This is a genomic window from Salinimicrobium terrae DSM 17865, assembly GCF_000424665.1.
Classification (GTDB): domain Bacteria; phylum Bacteroidota; class Bacteroidia; order Flavobacteriales; family Flavobacteriaceae; genus Salinimicrobium; species Salinimicrobium terrae.
Map to the genome: position 1 here is coordinate 49,194 of NZ_AUKI01000003.1, position 19,156 is coordinate 68,349.

Genomic DNA, 19,156 nt, shown 5'->3' on the forward strand with positions numbered 1-19,156 from the left:
CTAACCTTTTTCTTCAAGAGAAAGCTGCACTTCTTCCCAATCTTTCATTAACTGCGACAATTCCTTTTTCTTTGCCTGATAATTATTCAAAAAATCTTTCTGTGCCACACTTTTCTCATAATTTGAAGCAAGTTCAAGATCTTTCTCCTTGATCTCTTTTTCTAGTCGGGAGATCTTACTCTCAATGTTACTCAGCTTATTATTAAGGGACTTCAATTTTTTCTGGTTCTCATAAGAGTCTTTATTACTTTCTTTTGGCACCTGTTTCTCAACATCTCTCTTCTCTACCTCACGCATATCCACCAGTTTGCGTTGATCAAGATAGTAATCAATATCTCCAAGATATTCTTTTATCTTATGGTCTTTAAACTCATATACTTTATTTGTTAGCCCCTGTAGAAAATCCCTGTCGTGCGACACCAGAATAAGTGTGCCTTCAAAACTTTTTAATGCGTCTTTAAGAACATTCTTTGATTTAATATCAAGATGGTTGGTTGGCTCATCCATCACCAGCACATTGAAAGGTTGCAGAAGCATTTTAGCCAAGGCCAGCCGGTTTCGTTCCCCTCCAGACAACACCCTGACATGTTTTTCGACTTCATCTCCGCGAAAGAGAAAAGATCCCAGTATATCTCTCACCCTGGACCTGTTCTTTTCATTTGCCGCATCTATCATAGTATCCAGAACAGTTTTTGAACCATCAAGATATTCCGCTTGATTCTGTGCAAAATATGCTATTTGTACATTGTGTCCCAGCTTTAACTTTCCTTGATGATCAAGTTCTCCTACAATAATCTTAGCCAATGTTGATTTTCCCTGCCCGTTTTGTCCAACAAATGCCGTCTTGGAATCCCTTTCAATTAGCAAATTAATATTCTTAAGAACGTCTTTGTCTCCATAGCTTTTAGAAATGTGATGTGCTTCAATAACCACTTTTCCTGGAACGACCGACACCGGGAATTTTAAAGTCATGACAGAATTATCATCTTCGTCTACTTCAATACGGTCAATTTTGTCTAACTTTTTGATAAGGGACTGAGCCATACTTGCTTTAGAGGCTTTAGCCCGGAATTTCTCAATAAGTTTCTCTGTCTGCTGAATTTGTTTTTCCTGATTTTTCTGTGAAGCCAGTTGTTGTTCCCGTAACTCACTTCGAAGCACAAGGTATTTCGAATAAGGCTTATTAAAGTCATAGATCCTTCCCAGGGAAATTTCAATGGTTCTGTTCGTAACATTGTCCAGGAACATTTTATCGTGAGACACGATCACGACAGCCCCGGGATAATTATTTAAAAACCCCTCAAGCCAGATAATAGATTCGATATCAAGATGATTGGTAGGCTCATCCAGCAGAAGAATATCATTTTGCTGAAGCAGAAGTTTGGCCAGTTCGATCCTCATTCTCCAACCTCCGGAAAAGGTATCGGTAAGTTTATTGAAATCCTCTCTTTTAAATCCGAGACCCTGCAGGATACGTTCTGTTTCTCCCTGATAATTATAACCGCCGTGGATTTCATATTGATGCTGCACATCATTAAGATCAACCATTAGCTGGTGGTACTTCTCACTTTCATAATCTGTGCGCTCCGCCAGTTGGTGATTAATATCTTCCAGTTGTTTCTCCAGACGTTTAATTTCCTCAAAAGCCTGATAGGATTCCTGTAGCACCGTTCTTCCCTCAACAAAATCGATATCCTGCTTCAAAAAACCGATCTTTAAATCCTTATCTGAAGCGATCTGCCCGGAGTCCGGTTCCATTTCACCTGCCAGGATCTTAAGCATAGTGGATTTTCCGGCCCCATTCTTTCCAATTAGCCCGACCCTGTCACCGGCACCTAGCCTGAAGGTGATCTCTTCAAATAAATATTCTCCCCCAAAGGAAATCGACAAATTATGGATATTCAACATGCTGTAGCAAAATTTTTGCAAAGATGATCAATTTTCTGCCGGGAAAAAAACCTGTCAATTTGAAAATCTGCCGCCAAAAATCCTGAGTAAAAGAAAAAATGAAGAATAGGAAATGAAGATAACAGTGCATACTGAAAATTCAAATTACCGCCCTGTATTTTAGTTAAGATGCTTAATTTTACAAGAGATTTAATAATCTTATGAATTTTCTCAAAGGAAGTAAATTGTATAGTGTCCTTACTGGTACCTGCCCTGTATGCCAGGAAGAAAGTATGTATAAAGATCCTAATCCTTATCATATTTCCCGCATATTTGACATGCATACCAGGTGCTCCAATTGCGGCACCAGGTATAAGATGGAACCTTCCTTTTTCTTTGGAGCAATGTACGTAAGTTATGCCGTCGGAATAGCCTTTGCTACAGCTGCTTTCGTAATTTCTTACTGGCTGCTTGAACTGTCTTTACTCATTTCATTTTTTGCCATAGTAATCACTCTGGTGATCTTCTTACCGATAATTGTGCGCTGGAGCAGAAATATCTGGGTGAATTTCTTTTTTACCTTTGATCCAAAAAAGACAAAAAATTAAGACTCTTTATGCCATTTTTTAGTGAATCTGGAAATATTAGTATCGGGATCTAATGGTTTACCTTCATTAATGAAATTAAGGAGCTCCTCAGATATTGAGGGAGCTATTAGAATTCCACGGCTTCCAAAACCATTGCATGTAAATAAAGAAGAATAACGAGGATGTCTACCTATTAAAGGCCGACGGTCAATGGTTGTAGGGCGTATTGCGGCCGCCTGATCAATTACTTCGAAATCAATAGAAATAAGATTCCTAAGCTTCTCAAGAAGTTCCTCACGTGCTGCGGCGGTGGGGTTGGGAGTTTTATCTGTGTTGCTATAGGTTGCCCCAACAGCATAAGTATCTTCCTCTACCGGAATGATAAAAACAGAAGATTTAACACTTACTTCCAGGTTTAATCCAGGGGCTTTTATATAAATATATTCTCCCTTGTTGCCTCTTAACGGAAGGTAATTAAAATAAGGATTTTTTAATAAACCGAAACCTTCGCAGAAGATTATATTTTTAGCCTTTATGCCCTTATAGTCCACTCCAGATTCATTGATACTTAAACCTCCATAGTCAAAAGTGTCATTTTTAAGCATCCCTTTTTCCTGAAGATGATTTGAATATGAATCCAACAGATATCGAAGATTAATTCTGTAAGTTTTTAGAACCTTTCCAAACGCATGTTGACCCTGGATATGTTCATTCACCTGAGGAACTAATTCTGTTTCTAGAAAAGGTGCCAGTCGCTTGTTATCTGCAGCTAAAAACCAGTTGTTTTGTTCCTCAACAGAAGAAAACCTGCGATAAATTTCCAACGGATTTAAAAATTTCTTTCCAAGATGTTCTTCCATACCGGAATAAAATTCGATGGCGGTTTCCAGCTGTTCATCAGCTTTAGCAGCCAGCGTAAACCGCTTAAGCACTACCGGATTCATTAAACCTCCGGCCACTTTTGAAGCCTCCTGGCTATGGTCATTAAAGACAACAAATGATCTTCCGAGTCTTTCAAGCCTGTAGGCAAGACAGCTTCCACTAAGACCAGACCCAACAATAATAAAATCTTTCATATCACAAAATTAGATATAAAAAAACGCCTCTCCGGAAGGAAAGGCGTTTTAAAAATGTATTGAAGGCTTTTAATAATTCCACATATCCTGTTCAAAATCTCTTATCTGCTCCTTAATGCGTTGAGATTCCAGCAACTGCATGAAAGCATTATTACTGATGTACTCATTCACCTGGCGGTTACCCTGAACATTATCTTCAGCATAGATAACAGCATTAAATCTTCTCGCGTTAAGCAAGTGATCAAATGACACAGGATTGGATGAGTTTTCCCTATTAAAGGCATAAGATTCATTCAGTACCTCACGTGCCCCGGGAAACCATACCCAGAATAATTCCACCAGAGCCGAAGCTCCGCCTTCGTCGATAAAATTAACATCAGGCGCAACAGGGGCAATCCCGAGCAATCTATACTTTAATTCGGCCTGGCGTTTGTCAAAATACCATTGTCCACGAATTCGATATTCGGCAATATCTGCAGAGGAAATATCCCTGCGGCTTATATACTGTGGGTCAATCTCCTCCCCTGCATTGTACTGCTCAATACCAAGATCTGTAGTATCTACCTTAGACAAAGCAGCGCTAATATCCTGAAGTGTACGCTTATCGTTAAAGTAAGAATCAGCATAGATGTTTTTTATCTTTCCACTTTTGATACCTGAAACGAGAACATCATAAAGGGAACGTCTTGAACTTCCAATCTGGTTAGTATCTATAGGATAATACAAAGGAAAATTAACCCTTTCATCAAGATCTATTACCTCCCAGGTGCTTTTTGCCCAAAGTATATCCCGTTGATCCACATAACCGTATTCTAAAGGATCATTCTTTCCATAGACAACCTCTGCCCTGGTTGGAGTTCCTATCTCGTCGGGAGTTCTGGCATTTAACAGATTATTCTGGCCAAAAGACGATACCGAAACAAGCAATCCACATAATCCTAACACTAATTGGTTCCAGTTCATATTTTTTATTTTTAATTCGTTAATTCAACCAGTACCGGAGATACCTGCTTAAGCTTATATCCTGAATTTCCGGCAAGTTGTGCTTCCACATCAAAGATCTGGATAGTTTCTCCTCTTCCGGCTCTTCTAAGAGCTCCTATAGCACTCTGGTCCAGTTTCTGTCCTCTTACCTGAATGGTAGGCTGACCCGGTACACGGAATTTAAATCCGGTCACTCTCAGATCAACATCAAACTCGAAGTCGGGAAGACTTGCCCCAATAGTTGAAATTTCAAGATTTTGGCGTTGCATTCTCACGGTACCGTCCTCTCCTCTTACGGTTCCAACCGGTCTGGGAATATCCCGTACTCTAAAAGTTTTACTATCACTGACATTTTCTCCTCCGGGTAATTCGCCACTAACATTTATCGTCACCTCACGCGCCTGAAGCGTAGTAACATCCATTATATAATTACCGGCACCCCCTGCAGCTCTAAGTCCAGGAGCATTAGCGGAAACATTTCCTACACCCGGAATTGAAATCGTCATAGGATTTGCAACTCCACGATAAACCACGTTCATTTTATCAGCAGAAATTACTGCAGAATTAGGTTTTGGAATAACGGCATAAGAACTGCTTACTGGTATTCTTACAATAGAATCGCCTTCCTGGAATTGAAGTTCACCGGTAATTTGCTGCTCTCCCACGTTACCCGCAGGGAAGTTTAGTGCTACCTGACCGGCCTGAGTTGATTCAACTTCATTTCCATTGATGATCACATTCTCAAAACGCAAGGATGGATCGACCCTTCCTAAAACAACTTTTCCTGTAAATTCCTCACCGCTAAAAAAGGCAGTTTTATCGGGAATCACAATAGCTTCATAGTTCGTCAAAGACACATCACTTATAAGTTGACCTGAGAGCATTGAAGAAAGCGCATCATTTTCTGCAGATTTTGCATCTCCCTGCATTTGAGTTAACTTAGTAATTGAAGCAATTAAAGGAAATCCTTCAAAGTTATAGGAAAGCCAGGGGCGTTCTACTCCTTCCCCATCTACAACGGGTTCTGTACTAAATTCTCTCCTAACTTCGGCTGCAATATCGGGATATTCTTCACCTATTACATTTACAACTCCTTCTCTATACTGCTCGATTTGAGCGAGAAATTCTTTTCCGGCTTCACTTGGTTCTCCACTTGAAAAAAGATACTCATCCAACTCTGCGGATTTATCCATTGTTTCATAATCCTGTAGCTCATCGGCCTCTTTCTCCTCAAGAGCTTTCGCTTTGAGACTTTCTATATAGGCAGTAAAATCTGTAGTAAGAGCATGTAATCGTTCTGCTTTTTCTTCTAGGGGAGCATATTTTGCCGGTTGTTCTTCCGCTTTTGTTGCCAATCCTGCCAAAGCAGCAATATTTCTTTCGGTAACAGAAGCGTTTGATTCGGCAAGGCTCTCATTAATATTTCCAAAAGCCGTAAGTACTTCTTTGGACATATTAAGAGCCATCATTGCGATGAAAACCAGGTACATTAGGTTAATCATCTTCTGTCTTGGTGATTGTTTTCCAGACGCCATTCTATCTTTAGTTTTTTCTTTTAATTATAATTATGCTGTAAAGCTATGTTAAGCTTTTACATGCATAGCAGAAAGCATTCCTCCATACACATTGTTCAGAGAAGAGAGATTGGAGGCTAAAGATTCCATTTGTTCATTCAATCTGTTCGCATTTTCGGCTACTGCTTCATTTACTTCTGCTTGACGGCCGGCAGATTCAACCTGAACTTTATATATACTGTTCAAAGATTCCAATTGATTTGCTGCAAGACTCATCTCTTCGCTGTATTTCTTTTGAGAAGCCATAGCATCTACAGTGGGAGTAATGTTTTTTGCGGCACCTTCAAAATTTCGGATACTGTCTCCAAGGCTGCTCATGAGGTTTGCATCAATTTTAGCCTCACGAAGAATTTCGTCAAGTTTTTTGGAAAGCATTCCCTCCGTTTCCTGCTCACTAATCAAATTTTGATTATTTCTTGCTGCTGGAGTGCCTCCGGCCAGCTCAGGGTAAACTAAGGACCAGTCAACGTCATCATCAACAGGTTCAAATGCAGAAGCAGCAAATACAAGTGCTTCCACAATAAGACCTATGATAAGCATTTCGTTACCAAAAGGCCAGTGCATAATTTTAAAAAGTGCTCCAAGAATAACCACGGACGCACCTAAACCATACACCATGTTCATTAACTTTTTACTTGACTTTGATTGTGCCATAATAATTAAAAATTTAGTTCTTTTAAATAGGTTGTTGTATGTAAATAGGGATTGTTTATCTTGTTTGGTTGAGGGTAAGATCTGTACCTAAATAGTCCTGTACGGTCCTGAAGCCAATATAACTGCGTGCAGAATCTGCGTATTCATAATCCCGGGAACTTACCTGCAGGAAATATGCCACATCTTTCCATGAACCTCCACGAACTACTTTTCTCATATTCTCTTCATCATTTACAGAAGGGTTCATAGATGAAAAATATTCATAGGACGCAGGATCATAGGAAGAAAAAACCCATTCCCCAACGTTACCGGCCATATTGTAAAGGCCATAATCATTAGGTTCATAAGATTTTGCTTCTACTGTATATAGTGCTTGATCGGCTGCATAATCACCACGAAGCGGTTTAAAGTTAGCCATGAAACAACCGCGATCATTCTTGGTATAAGGCCCTCCCCATGGATAAGTAGCAGACTCGAGACCTCCACGAGCCGCATATTCCCATTCAGCCTCGGTAGGCAGGCGGTAGGAATTCACATTATGTCTGCCTCTTTCTTTACGGTAAGCATTGTGGTAAAGTGTACGCCACTGGGCAAAGGCGCGAGCCTGCTTCCAGGAAACACCCACCACAGGATAATCTCCATATGCATCATGCCAGAAGTAGTCATTATGCATAGGTTCATTATAGGAATAATTAAAATCTTTGATCCAGACAGTGGTATCCGGGTAAATTCTTATTTCTTCAGTTTCAATAAAATCGGCACGTCGTCCCGGTTCAGCTCTTGCTGCCTCGCTCACGTCCATCCAGGTATAACGAAATTTAAGATGATTAACATCAAAAGAGCGTTGCCCATTGTATGCTTCTTCAATAGGAATATACAGGGTATCCATTACCTCTGCATAATACTCGTCCGGGTAATCCCGGGTATCCCATATAATGTCCACATCTTTGTTAATTTTTCTGCCTTCATAACCTCCCATACTGTAATAATTGTCATACATATACTTTTCATAAGGAGTCATATCGGCTTCCTCAGTATCGGCAAAGGCAAATTCCCCAATACCACCTGTTCCTGGAGTTTCACCGATTTCTTCGGCAAAGATGGCAAGTTTCATCCTGGTTACCGAGTCTTTCACCCAGTTCACAAATTGACGATACTCAGCATTAGTAATTTCGGTTTCGTCCATATAAAAGGAACGTACAGTAACTGTCTTGGGCGGTGCATTTTTTAAACCGGCAATATCATCATCACTTTTACCCATAATGAATGCCCCTCCGGGAATTAATGTCATCCCCAAAGGCTTTTCGGGATGCCATTGTTTTCCCTGCGCACCTACTAATTGCCCCTGATCACCGCGGCCACACGAGGCCAAAACAGAAATTACAGCAATAAGCAAAAAAAGTTTCCTCATAATATCTCTCAAAGTTAGGACATAATAGCTCCAAGGCCGTAAACCTATTTATTTATTTTCTAATAAACAATTTATTTAGGCAAAATGCAGAAGCTACCAATGTTTATATCATTAAATTTCGTTTTTCCTTTTGGTTTTATACCACCTTTCGGGAATAATTTGATTACAGGCATCCAGATAATCTCCTTGGGTGCAAGGTAATAACGTATGTCTTTTAAGTTTATTATTGGCTGGTGAAATAAAAGGAATTTCTATCCACCAGCGACCGCTTAGCGGACTCTTATAAAAAACTAAAATTTCATCATCAATTGGTACCTGATATCTTATAAACTCTTTTTTTGAAGAAATAGTATTTTCATTTTTCCGATAATTCACTCCCTCTGCAAAATACCAGAGAACCTGTGCGATTAACATATTTGCAGCAGGAAAATTCAAACGGGATGTATACTCAAAAACTCCAAAAGAAGTCACTTTATCACTAATACCGGCATATCTAGCTAAGGAGCAAATTTCTTTTCCGTCAAAACCATTTGGGGATTTAAGCCGGTAGTTACCAAGAGCTCCTCCACTAATCGCGCCAAGATCCATACCTACCAGGTTTGCATCCCGCATAACCGGCTCAATTGAAGTAATATCTCCTGTAACTTCACCAAGTCGATACGCATCAAAGAACAACCGGTCCATTAACTCTATTTCATCCTGAGAATTAAAATAAGTTTGATATCCCAGGTTAGAATAATTAAAAAGATTATAAGGTTTGGTCACTACTATTCTACCAACATAGGAACGATTACTAATAGGCTTATCGGCATCTCCCAGGTCGAATCTCGAATCGATATTCACCAGATTTACCATTTGCTCAACTCCATCATACGCCCTGTATTGGGCATAAACAAGATCCTGGCTCCCACCTATTATCACCGGGATTATTCCTTTTTTAAGACACATGTTTACCACAGACTGTACAGCAAAAAAAGTATCTTCAACAGTTTCTCCTTTTTGGATATCACCCAGATCGGCCATTGGTAAATGCCAGTTGCCGGGATATAAATTATAAAATTCCCAGCGAATGCCATCCAAATTGAATGGTTCCCCTGAAGGTTCTTCATCAAGACGATCTTCCAGCACTCCAAAAATGACAATTTTCACCCCTTCCAGGTCCGGAAAGGCTTTATCTGCAAGATGCAGGCGCAAAGATGATCCGAGCTTATTTCCTGCACCGCCAACTAATTCCTCGTTAACAGGGCTAAAAAAATCCAGTTCCATAGACTATTTCTTTTTCACTGCTGTTTTCTTCCGGGTGGTCTTCTTTGCGGAAGTTTTCTTGGTGCCTGTTGCTTTCTTTGCAGTTTTCTTTTTTGGTGCCTTTCTCTCAAGGATCTCCTTCACCTCCTCTAAACTAAGCTCGGCAGCATCAACAGTTTTGGGTAACTCTATTTTAGTCTTTCCTTTTATAATATTGGAACACGTCCCCATCTGGCTTTTTCAACCTTAATACCTTCTTCTTCCCAGTTGTGAATAACTTTTTCCCGCTCCTTTCTTAGCTTATCTTCAATTAATTCCTCTATATCTTCTGCGGAAAGATTATCAAAATCATATTTTTTATTGACATTGATAAACATATCATTCCACTTCAAAAAAGGACCAAAACGCCCTACTCCTTTTTGTACAGGAAGTTCTTTGTACTCATATATAGGGGCATCGGCTTTTTCCTTCTCTTTGATCAATTCCATGGCCCGTTCCATGGTCACTTCAATTGGATCTTCACCTTTTTCAAGGGAGACAAATTTCTTTCCGTAGCGCACGTATGGGCCAAAACGACCATTGTTCACCTCCACCTTTTCTCCTTTATATTCCCCCAGCTCTTTCGGAAGTTTGAATAATTCCATTGCCTCTTCAAAAGTAACCGAATCCAAAGTTTGATCTGGTGAAAGACTGGCAAATTTCGGCTTCTCCTCATCCTCCACAGAACCCATTTGCACCATGGGACCAAATTTTCCAAGACGTACACTCACTGGTTTCCCCGTGGCGGGGTCTTTCCCTAGTATCCTCTCCCCTACTTCTCTGTCTGCATTTTCGGCAACATCTTTAACATGAGGATGGAAATCACTGTAGAAATCCCTCATCATTTTTGTCCACTCCTCATTTCCTTCGGCTATTTCATCAAAATCCTGCTCCACCTTAGCGGTAAAATTATAGTCCAGAATACCTGCAAAATGGTTTACAAGAAAATCGTTAACCACCATTCCAACATCGGTAGGTACTAATTTTCCTTTATCGCTGCCTACCGTTTCAGTATGCTTCTTTTCATTTATTTTCTCATCTGCCAGGGTCATCTGAACATATTCCCTTTCGGCACCATCCACAGATCCTTTCTCGATGTAATTTCTGTTTTGAATTGTAGAAATAGTTGGCGCGTAAGTAGAAGGACGGCCAATTCCCAGCTCTTCAAGTTTTTTAACTAAAGAAGCTTCTGTATACCGGTAAGGGGGACGCGTGAATCTTTCGGTTGCGGTTATGTAGTTGTTTTCAAGCTTTTCTTTTACCCTAAGCGCCGGCAACATTCCCTCCTGTTCCTGTACCTCTTCATCTTCCTCATCCCTACCTTCCAGATAAACTTTCAAAAATCCGTCGAATTTAAGTACCTCCCCATTCGCGGTGAACTGCTTGTCGTGCTTATCAGCTTCAATCTTCACGTTGGTCCGCTCCAGCTGTGCTTCACTCATCTGGGAAGCAATAGCTCTCTTCCAGATCAATTCATACAGCCGTTGTTCATTACGGTCTGCTCTAACACTATGTGCTGCAAAATTTGTGGGTCTTATTGCTTCGTGGGCTTCCTGGGCTCCTTTTGTCTTTCCTTTAAACTGGCGGGTTTTGCTATACTTTTCTCCATAGGCCTCAAGGATCTCCTTTTTAGCACCTTTGCGTGCATCTTCAGAAAGATTAACGCTATCGGTTCTCATATAAGTGATATGCCCCGCCTCATAAAGACGCTGCGCCATAGTCATGGTCTTACTAACCGAAAAATATAATTTTCTTGCTGCTTCCTGCTGAAGAGTTGAAGTCGTAAAGGGTGGTGCCGGAGATTTCTTTGCGGGTTTGGTAGTTAGATCGGCTACCTTAAAATTAGCTCCCAGGTTTTCTGAAAGGAATTGCTCCGCTTCAGCTTTTGTGTCAAAGTTCTTCGGAAGCTTTGCTTTAAATGTCTTTCCTTCTTCCGTAGTAAACTCAGCATCAATTCTAAACGAAGCTTCAGCCTGAAAATTCTGAATTTCCCGCTCTCTTTCAACAATTAACCTAACAGAAACAGACTGCACCCTTCCGGCTGAAAGTCCACCTTTTACCTTTCTCCAAAGCACCGGAGAAAGTTCATAACCTACCAAACGATCCAGTACCCTACGGGCCTGTTGAGCATTTACCAGGTTGTAATTAATTCCCCGGGGATTTTCAATAGCCTTTAAAATAGCAGACTTCGTGATCTCGTGAAAAACTATCCTCTTTGTTTTATCCTTATCCAGGTCCAACTCTTCGGCCAAATGCCAGGCAATGGCTTCTCCTTCCCGGTCCTCATCACTTGCCAGCCAAACCATATCGGCACTCTTTGCTAAAGCTTTTAATTTTTTAACAACGTCCTTCTTGTCTTTTGATACTATATATTTAGGAGTAAAATCACCTTCTGTATCCACCCCCAGCTCTTTTGTGGGCAAATCGGCAATATGACCGAAACTCGAGGCAACGGTGTAATCTTTGCCAAGGAATTTCTCGATGGTTTTAGCCTTTGCGGGGGATTCTACAATCACTAAATTCTTTGCCATAGTATCATTTTTTGTTTTGCAAAAGTATAGGAATTTTTAAATATGGGTTTTATATTTTCAAAAATGCAGTTTCAGGGGCCTCCTAACTCTTTATTATTTCCCCCTGTCACTTTGTCACATTTCAACTAAAACTGTATCTTTGCCCGTTCAATTACCTAAAGGTACTTTTTTGAATTATGGAGAAGATAATAGATGAAAAACAGCAGGGAAATGCACTGGTGATGGAGCCTAAAACGGGCAATGGGAAAAAGCTGATGATCGAGAGCTATGGTTGCCAGATGAACTTTAGCGACAGTGAGATCGTCGCGTCCATCCTTGCTAAGGAGGGATTTGATACTACCCAAAATCTGGAAGAAGCAGACCTTGTTCTTATAAATACCTGTTCCATTCGCGATAAAGCTGAACAAACAGTAAGAAAAAGACTGGAAAAATACAATGCAGTAAAAAAGATCAATCCGGGAATGAAGGTAGGCGTACTGGGCTGTATGGCCGAGCGTTTAAAAGCCCGGTTCCTAGAAGAAGAAAAGATTGTGGATCTCGTGGTAGGTCCCGATGCTTATAAAGACCTTCCCAACCTCATTAACGAAGTTGAAGAAGGTCGCAACGCCGTCAATGTGATCCTTTCGAAAGATGAAACTTATGGAGACATTTCTCCCGTTCGTTTACAGAGCAACGGAGTTTCTGCTTTTGTTTCCATTACCCGTGGCTGTGACAACATGTGTACTTTTTGTGTGGTTCCCTTTACCCGTGGTCGTGAACGTAGCCGGGATCCCCAGAGCATCATGGAAGAGGTCAATGATCTTGCTCAAAAAGGCTTTAAAGAAATCACACTTTTGGGCCAAAATGTAGACAGCTATTTATGGTATGGCGGCGGACTCAAAAAGGATATTAAGAATGCCTCGGAAATGGAGAAAGCCACCGCTACAAATTTCGCAGCCCTTTTGCGAATGGTAGCAGAAGCTCATCCAAAAATGAGAATAAGGTTTTCAACCTCCAATCCGCAGGATATGACCCTGGATGTAATAGAGGCTATGGCGAAATATAGAAACATATGTAACTACATTCACCTGCCCGTACAAAGCGGCAGTAACAGGATCCTGAAGGAAATGAACCGTTTACATACCCGGGAAGAATATTTCACCCTAATTGACAACATTAAAAGATTGATTCCCGATGTTGCCATCTCCCAGGACATGATCACCGGCTTCCCAACAGAAACCGAAGAAGATCACCAGGACACACTTTCTTTAATGGAGTACGTAAAATACGACTACGGATTTATGTTTGCCTATTCTGAACGGCCCGGAACAATGGCTGCCAGAAAACTCGAAGACGATGTGCCCGAAGAAGTTAAGAAAAGAAGACTTACAGAAATTGTCAGTCTTCAGCGGGAGCATAGTTTATACAGGACTCAGCAGTTCGTTGGTAAAACTTATGAGGTGCTAATTGAAAAAGAATCTAAAAAGTCTGATGCTCACTGGAGCGGGAGGACCTCACAAAATACAGTAGCGGTATTTCCAAAGGAGAATTATAAAGTAGGAGATTTCGTAAATGTAAAGATCAATGATTGCACCAGTGCTACCTTAATAGGAGAAGCGGTTGGGTATAGCGATAACAACTAGTATTCGGTGCTCAGTCCTCAGTAGGCAGTGGATTTAAGGTTTAAAAAATAAGAGGTTTACACTTTAGAAAAATATGAAGAATAAACCTTATTATTTAAAAAGCACAGCATTTCCAGCACCCCTAATAGAATTTGGTGCTTGATAATTGCTATTTAACGTTATAAAATATAGGTTCTAAGAATGAAGAACATAAAAAAATCTCAGTTGGAAATTAAATCAAATTCCCCCATTGGGGGCTAGGGGGCTTATGGAAAGCATTCAGGCAATAAAACAACGTTATGGCATTCTGGGGAATGACCAGAAACTTAACAGGGCCGTTGAGAAGGCCATGCAGGTCGCTCCGACAGATATTTCTGTACTTGTAACCGGCGAAAGTGGTGTGGGAAAGGAAAGTATTCCCAAGATCATACATGCGCTCTCCCATCGCAAACACGGTAAATACATTGCCGTTAACTGTGGGGCTATCCCCGAAGGCACAATTGACAGCGAATTATTTGGCCATGAAAAAGGTGCTTTTACAGGTGCCACACAATCCCGGAACGGATATTTTGAAGTCGCCGATGGCGGAACCATTTTTCTTGATGAAGTGGGGGAATTACCTTTAACCACTCAGGTACGTCTTCTTCGGGTTTTAGAAAATGGAGAGTTTATTAAAGTAGGCTCTTCAAAAGTGCAAAAAACAAACGTTCGTATAGTAGCTGCAACCAACCTAAATATGGCCGAGGCCATTAAAAAAGAAAAATTCAGAGAAGATCTTTATTACAGGCTTAGTACCGTGGAGATTTATCTGCCCCCGCTGCGCGATCGTAAAGACGATATCCACCTGCTCTTTAGAAAATTTGCAGCCGATTTTGCTCTTAAGTACAAAATGCCTACCATCCGTCTGGATGATGATGCCGTAGTCTTGTTACAAAAATACCGTTGGAATGGTAACGTGAGGCAGCTAAGGAATCTGGCCGAGCAAATCTCGGTCCTGGAACAGGAAAGAAGCATAGACGTCGAAAAACTTAAAGAATACCTTCCCGGCCATGGCAGTAATTTACCTGCCGTTATTGAGGAGAAGAAAAAAGAAAGTGACTTCAGCAACGAGCGGGAAATTCTTTACAAGGTTCTATTTGACATGAAAAGCGACCTTAATGATCTTAAAAAGCTCACTTTGGAGCTCATGGATAGTGACGGTCATAAAAACGTGAAGGAGGAAAACGAGAGTCTTATTAAAAAGATCTACGGAAATAATGATGAAGAAGATGTCATTCCTGAAGAAATAACAGAGGAGGAACTGGAAGTTCTTCAAATTCCGCAGCAAAACACGCCCGATAAACTTGATAAATATTATTTTGCTGAAGAAATTGAGGAGGAGGAGACGCTTTCCCTTCAGGATAAAGAGTTGGAGCTAATCAAGAAATCTTTGGAGCGCCATAATGGAAAAAGGAAGGCAGCGGCCGAAGAGCTAGGCATAAGCGAGCGCACACTGTACCGAAAGATCAAACAATACGACCTTTGAAAAATGTCATTTTTGACACCCAATATTATATGAAAAAAATACAACTGCTGTTTGTTTCCCTGCTCCTGTTAAGTTTTAATTCCTGTGGTATCTATTCATTTTCGGGGGCCGATGTCGGTAATGCCGAAACTTTTCAGGTGAATTATTTCCAGAATTCCGCACCTTTAGTAGAACCCGGTATTGATCGCACTTTTACTTTACAGCTCCAGGATCTTATTCAAAGTCAAACCAACCTTAACCTGACAAATGAAAATGGCGATCTGGTTTATGAAGGAGAAATTGTGGATTACTATGATGCCCCAATGAGTGCCACGGCCGAGAGCACGGCAGCTCAAAACAGGTTGACTATTGTGGTAAATCTTAGGTTCTATAATACATTGGATCCCGAAAAAGACATTTTAGACAGGCGTTTCTCCTTTTACTATGACTATCCTGCCAATGTTCAGCTAACAGGTGCAATTTTGGCTACAGCATTAGAGGAGATCTTTACACGTATCACCCAAGATATTTTTAACGCTACCCTGGCAAACTGGTAATGAAACAGGAGGAAGTAACATCAATTATTAAGAAGCCTACTGCCATCTCTTTTGAGCAGACAAAAGCTCTGCGAGAGATTTTGCAAAAATACCCCTACTTCCAGGCCGCCCGGGCAGTTCGCTTAAAAGGTCTTAAAAATGTAAATAGCCTGCATTACAATAAAGAACTAAAGGTAGCGGCTGCCCACACGGCAGATCGAGGAGTACTTTTTGATTTTATTACTTCCTCGGAATTTAATCAAAATGAGATTGCTGATTCCATCAAAAAACAGGAGCAACAACAGAAGGATCTTGAAACCCGGAAGCCGGCAGAAGGCATCCAAGAAGATGAAAATCTTTCTCTCGACAAAGCTTTAAAGATGAAGGTGAAGGAATCTGAACAGGTTTTTGATCCGGAACTTTTCAGCAGAAGAGAGGCAGATAAAAGATCTTCGGCTGAAGATAATTCCCTGGAAATAGGAAAACCTCTCTCCTTTAACCGCAACGAAAATCACTCTTTTTCGGAATGGTTAAAACTGGCTTCAGCAAAACCGATTAACAGGGAAGGATTAACTTCAGAAGAACAGGAAGTAAAGAGCAGAAAGTTTGAACTTATAGAAGAATTTATTTCAAAGAATCCAAGAATTACCCCCTCAAAAACTGCAAAAAAAGCCGACCTCGCCGAAGATGGTCTCACAGCACCAGAATCCCTTATGACAGAGACCTTAGCGCGAGTTTATCTGGAACAAAAAAACTATAAAAAAGCCGTACAGGCATATAAAATTTTAATTTTGAAAAATCCGGAAAAAAGTGGTTTCTTTGCAGACCAAATTCGGGCAATCGAAAAATTACAGGAAAATAATAGTTAAGCATAATGAGCACGTTTACAATCTTTTTGACGCTAATAATTATAGTTGCGTTTTTGCTGGTAGTAGTTATCATGGTACAAAATCCTAAGGGTGGTGGTTTATCATCTTCCTTTGGCGGTGGTGCAAATCAAATTGGGGGTGTTCAAAAAACTTCCGATTTTCTTGACAAGAGTACCTGGACACTGGCTACCCTGCTTTTAGTGTTAATTCTTCTTTCAAATGTCACTATTATGGATAACACCGGTGTTGGAGAATCCAGGATCATGGGAAGTGATCCCGAAGTAGAAACTAACATTCCCGCTCCTATTGAACCTCCTGTGACAAGTCCGGGAGAGCAAAACTAAAATAAAACACTTCTTTATATAAATGCCAGCTTATGACAAGCTGGCATTTTTTTTTGCCTTTTGTCAGCATTTATGGACTGGCACAATTTTCGTCTTTATGGCAATTCAATTAAAAGAATAATTAACTAAAATACATTTGTAAAATGGCACTAAACATTAAACCTCTTTCAGACAGAGTACTTGTTGAGCCTGCCGCAGCCGAAACTCAGACTGCATCAGGTATTTACATTCCCGAAACCGCAAAAGAAAAACCGCAAAAAGGTACTGTAGTAGCCGTTGGTGGTGGTAAAAAAGATCACGACATGACCGTTAAGGTTGGTGACAGCGTGCTTTACGGAAAATATGCAGGTACCGAACTCAAACTGGAAGGTAAAGATTACCTTATTATGAGAGAGGAAGATATTCTTGCCGTAGTATAATTACTATGGTTGCACCGCCACCATCTTTCCGGCGGTTTTTAACCTCATTAATTTTTTGAAAACATAACTAATTCCCGAAACCGGGAATAAAAATTTAATTAAAATGGCAAAAGAAATAAAATTTGACATCGAAGCCCGCGACGGTATTAAACGCGGAGTAGATGCATTGGCTAATGCAGTAAAAGTTACATTGGGACCTAAAGGTCGTAATGTTATTATAAATAAATCTTTTGGAGCTCCTGTAGTGACAAAGGACGGTGTAACTGTTGCAAAAGAGATCGAACTGGAAGATGCTCTTGAAAACATGGGAGCACAAATGGTAAAGGAAGTTGCTTCCAAAACCAATGATATTGCCGGTGACGGTACTACAACTGCAACCGTGCTTGCACAGGCTATCGTAAAAGAGGGTCTTAAGAACGTAGCTGCCGGTGCAAACCCAATGGATCTTAAACGCGGAATTGACAAAGCAGTTGAAGCTTTGGTTGCCAACCTTAAAGAGCAAACTCAGCAGGTAGGTGATTCTTCAGAAAAGATCAAGCAGGTAGCTTCTATCTCTGCTAACAACGACGACCAGATTGGAGATCTTATTGCGCAGGCTTTCGGAAAAGTTGGAAAAGAAGGAGTAATCACTGTTGAAGAAGCAAAAGGAACTGAAACTACAGTAGATGTTGTAGAAGGAATGCAGTTTGACCGCGGATATCTTTCTCCTTACTTTGTTACCAACAGCGAAAAAATGACTGCAGATCTTGAAGATCCTTACATCCTGATCTACGACAAGAAGATCTCTGCAATGAAAGACCTGCTTCCAGTACTTGAGCCGGTTGCTCAAAGCGGAAAGCCACTCTTGATCATTGCCGAAGATGTTGACGGGGAAGCTCTTGCTACTCTTGTAGTAAATAAATTGAGAGGTTCCTTAAAAATTGCTGCTGTTAAAGCTCCGGGATTTGGAGACAGAAGAAAAGCAATGCTTGAAGATATCGCTATCCTTACCGGAGGTACAGTAATTTCAGAAGAAAGAGGATTCACTCTTGAGAACGCAACTCTTGACATGCTTGGTACTGCTGAAAAAGTAGCTATCGACAAAGACAATACAACTGTAGTGAACGGTGCCGGTGACAATCAGGCGATCAAAGATCGTGTGAACCAGATCAAGTCTCAAATGGAGAGCACAACTTCAGACTATGATAAAGAAAAACTTCAGGAGCGTTTGGCTAAATTAGCCGGAGGTGTTGCTGTACTTTACGTAGGTGCAGCTTCAGAAGTTGAAATGAAAGAGAAGAAAGATCGTGTTGACGACGCACTTCATGCAACCCGTGCGGCTGTAGAAGAAGGTATTGTTGCCGGTGGTGGTGTGGCTCTTGTTCGTGCAAAAGCTGTACTTGCTAACCTGGAATCTGCAAATGCAGATGAAGCTACAGGTATCCAAATTGTTAACCGTGCAATTGAGTCGCCTCTTAGAACTATTGTTGAGAATGCAGGTGGCGAAGGCTCTGTAGTGATCAATAAAGTACTTGAAGGAAAAGGTAATTATGGATATGATGCAAAATCTGACACCTACGTGGACATGATGAAAGCAGGAATTATCGATCCTAAGAAAGTAACAAGAGTAGCTCTTGAAAATGCTGCTTCGGTTGCCGGAATGATCCTTACTACCGAGTGTTCTTTAGTTGATGTTAAAGAAGACAACGCCGGTGGTGGCGGAATGCCTCAGGGAATGGGCGGAGGTATGCCCGGAATGATGTAATTTTTTAGAGACTAGATTTTAGAACCTAGAGTTTAGACTCTTATTGAATAGAACCCGCTTCATTGCTGAAGCGGGTTTTTTATTTTCATTTTTCTGTAACAAAAGATCCGGTTAAAAGTCTATAGCTTATTCATTTAAAAAATAAAACACT

The 19,156-nt window shown here is 40.7% G+C and carries 15 protein-coding genes and 1 pseudogene; 8 read left to right on the top strand and 8 right to left on the bottom strand.

The window, feature by feature from the left end; genetic code table 11:
- Positions 1–1,908 (bottom strand): ABC-F family ATP-binding cassette domain-containing protein, encoded by a 1,908-nt coding sequence (locus H148_RS0101320; protein WP_029033182.1) that lies wholly within the window; start codon positions 1,906–1,908, stop codon positions 1–3.
- A 200-nt stretch (positions 1,909–2,108) separates the two neighbouring features.
- Between H148_RS0101320 and H148_RS0101330 the strand changes: the two genes are divergently transcribed.
- Entirely contained in the window at positions 2,109–2,495 is a 387-nt protein-coding gene (locus H148_RS0101330) for a DUF983 domain-containing protein (protein WP_029033183.1), read from the top strand.
- Here H148_RS0101330 and H148_RS0101335 read toward each other — a convergent pair.
- From H148_RS0101335 to topA, 7 genes and pseudogenes are all read right to left on the bottom strand, one after another.
- Positions 2,492–3,550 (bottom strand): NAD(P)/FAD-dependent oxidoreductase, encoded by a 1,059-nt coding sequence (locus tag H148_RS0101335; protein WP_029033184.1) that lies wholly within the window; start codon positions 3,548–3,550, stop codon positions 2,492–2,494. The genes H148_RS0101330 and H148_RS0101335 overlap by 4 nt on opposite strands.
- A gap of 69 nt (positions 3,551–3,619) precedes the next feature.
- Positions 3,620–4,513: a type IX secretion system ring subunit PorN/GldN gene (gene porN / locus H148_RS0101340; RefSeq protein WP_029033185.1), complete on the bottom strand. Its 894-nt coding sequence runs from the start codon at positions 4,511–4,513 to the stop codon at positions 3,620–3,622.
- Between the two features lie 11 nt (positions 4,514–4,524).
- A complete protein-coding gene (gene porM / locus H148_RS0101345; RefSeq protein ID WP_029033186.1) occupies positions 4,525–6,069 on the bottom strand; it encodes a type IX secretion system motor protein PorM/GldM in 1,545 nt (514 codons plus the stop codon).
- Between the two features lie 48 nt (positions 6,070–6,117).
- Positions 6,118–6,762: a type IX secretion system motor protein PorL/GldL gene (porL, locus tag H148_RS0101350; RefSeq protein WP_029033187.1), complete on the bottom strand. Its 645-nt coding sequence runs from the start codon at positions 6,760–6,762 to the stop codon at positions 6,118–6,120.
- A gap of 55 nt (positions 6,763–6,817) precedes the next feature.
- Positions 6,818–8,173 (bottom strand): T9SS ring complex lipoprotein PorK/GldK, encoded by a 1,356-nt coding sequence (porK, locus tag H148_RS0101355; protein ID WP_029033188.1) that lies wholly within the window; start codon positions 8,171–8,173, stop codon positions 6,818–6,820.
- 111 nt (positions 8,174–8,284) lie between these two features.
- Positions 8,285–9,439, bottom strand: coding sequence for a formimidoylglutamase (locus H148_RS0101360; protein ID WP_029033189.1), 1,155 nt, complete (start codon positions 9,437–9,439; stop codon positions 8,285–8,287).
- Positions 9,440–9,442: 3 nt separating this feature from the next.
- Positions 9,443–11,988 (bottom strand): annotated as a pseudogene (gene topA / locus H148_RS17005) (type I DNA topoisomerase).
- Positions 11,989–12,164: 176 nt separating this feature from the next.
- Here topA and miaB point away from each other — a divergent pair.
- The 7 genes from miaB to groL all read left to right on the top strand — a co-directional run bounded on the left by miaB (position 12,165) and on the right by groL (position 19,005).
- Positions 12,165–13,610: a tRNA (N6-isopentenyl adenosine(37)-C2)-methylthiotransferase MiaB gene (miaB, locus tag H148_RS0101370; protein ID WP_029033190.1), complete on the top strand. Its 1,446-nt coding sequence runs from the start codon at positions 12,165–12,167 to the stop codon at positions 13,608–13,610.
- Between the two features lie 247 nt (positions 13,611–13,857).
- On the top strand, positions 13,858–15,114 hold the full coding sequence (locus H148_RS0101375; RefSeq protein WP_029033191.1) for a sigma-54 interaction domain-containing protein: 1,257 nt from the start codon (positions 13,858–13,860) through the stop codon (positions 15,112–15,114).
- A gap of 29 nt (positions 15,115–15,143) precedes the next feature.
- Positions 15,144–15,650: an LPS assembly lipoprotein LptE gene (gene lptE / locus H148_RS0101380; protein ID WP_029033192.1), complete on the top strand. Its 507-nt coding sequence runs from the start codon at positions 15,144–15,146 to the stop codon at positions 15,648–15,650.
- A complete protein-coding gene (locus H148_RS0101385; protein WP_029033193.1) occupies positions 15,650–16,498 on the top strand; it encodes a hypothetical protein in 849 nt (282 codons plus the stop codon). The genes lptE and H148_RS0101385 overlap by 1 nt, the downstream gene beginning before the upstream one ends.
- A 5-nt stretch (positions 16,499–16,503) precedes the next feature.
- Complete coding sequence (gene secG / locus H148_RS0101390; protein ID WP_029033194.1) at positions 16,504–16,842, top strand: preprotein translocase subunit SecG; 339 nt, start codon at positions 16,504–16,506, stop codon at positions 16,840–16,842.
- A gap of 143 nt (positions 16,843–16,985) precedes the next feature.
- Complete coding sequence (locus H148_RS0101395) at positions 16,986–17,261, top strand: co-chaperone GroES (protein WP_029033195.1); 276 nt, start codon at positions 16,986–16,988, stop codon at positions 17,259–17,261.
- 103 nt (positions 17,262–17,364) lie between these two features.
- Complete coding sequence (gene groL, locus H148_RS0101405) at positions 17,365–19,005, top strand: chaperonin GroEL (RefSeq protein ID WP_029033196.1); 1,641 nt, start codon at positions 17,365–17,367, stop codon at positions 19,003–19,005.
- Positions 19,006–19,156: the final 151 nt, after the last annotated feature.

Bases quoted from the DNA above. Each gene is read 5' to 3' on its own strand.
- H148_RS0101395 (WP_029033195.1), top strand. From the start codon at position 16,986: ATGGCACTAAACATTAAACCTCTTTCAGACAGAGTACTTGTTGAGCCT.
- porN (WP_029033185.1), bottom strand. From the start codon at position 4,513: ATGAACTGGAACCAATTAGTGTTAGGATTATGTGGATTGCTTGTTTCG.
- porK (WP_029033188.1), bottom strand. From the start codon at position 8,173: ATGAGGAAACTTTTTTTGCTTATTGCTGTAATTTCTGTTTTGGCCTCG.
- miaB (WP_029033190.1), top strand. From the start codon at position 12,165: ATGGAGAAGATAATAGATGAAAAACAGCAGGGAAATGCACTGGTGATG.
- H148_RS0101330 (WP_029033183.1), top strand. From the start codon at position 2,109: ATGAATTTTCTCAAAGGAAGTAAATTGTATAGTGTCCTTACTGGTACC.
- groL (WP_029033196.1), top strand. From the start codon at position 17,365: ATGGCAAAAGAAATAAAATTTGACATCGAAGCCCGCGACGGTATTAAA.
- H148_RS0101335 (WP_029033184.1), bottom strand. From the start codon at position 3,550: ATGAAAGATTTTATTATTGTTGGGTCTGGTCTTAGTGGAAGCTGTCTT.
- porL (WP_029033187.1), bottom strand. From the start codon at position 6,762: ATGGCACAATCAAAGTCAAGTAAAAAGTTAATGAACATGGTGTATGGT.
- H148_RS0101375 (WP_029033191.1), top strand. From the start codon at position 13,858: ATGGAAAGCATTCAGGCAATAAAACAACGTTATGGCATTCTGGGGAAT.
- porM (WP_029033186.1), bottom strand. From the start codon at position 6,069: ATGGCGTCTGGAAAACAATCACCAAGACAGAAGATGATTAACCTAATG.
- H148_RS0101360 (WP_029033189.1), bottom strand. From the start codon at position 9,439: ATGGAACTGGATTTTTTTAGCCCTGTTAACGAGGAATTAGTTGGCGGT.
- H148_RS0101320 (WP_029033182.1), bottom strand. From the start codon at position 1,908: ATGTTGAATATCCATAATTTGTCGATTTCCTTTGGGGGAGAATATTTA.
- lptE (WP_029033192.1), top strand. From the start codon at position 15,144: ATGAAAAAAATACAACTGCTGTTTGTTTCCCTGCTCCTGTTAAGTTTT.
- secG (WP_029033194.1), top strand. From the start codon at position 16,504: ATGAGCACGTTTACAATCTTTTTGACGCTAATAATTATAGTTGCGTTT.
- H148_RS0101385 (WP_029033193.1), top strand. From the start codon at position 15,650: ATGAAACAGGAGGAAGTAACATCAATTATTAAGAAGCCTACTGCCATC.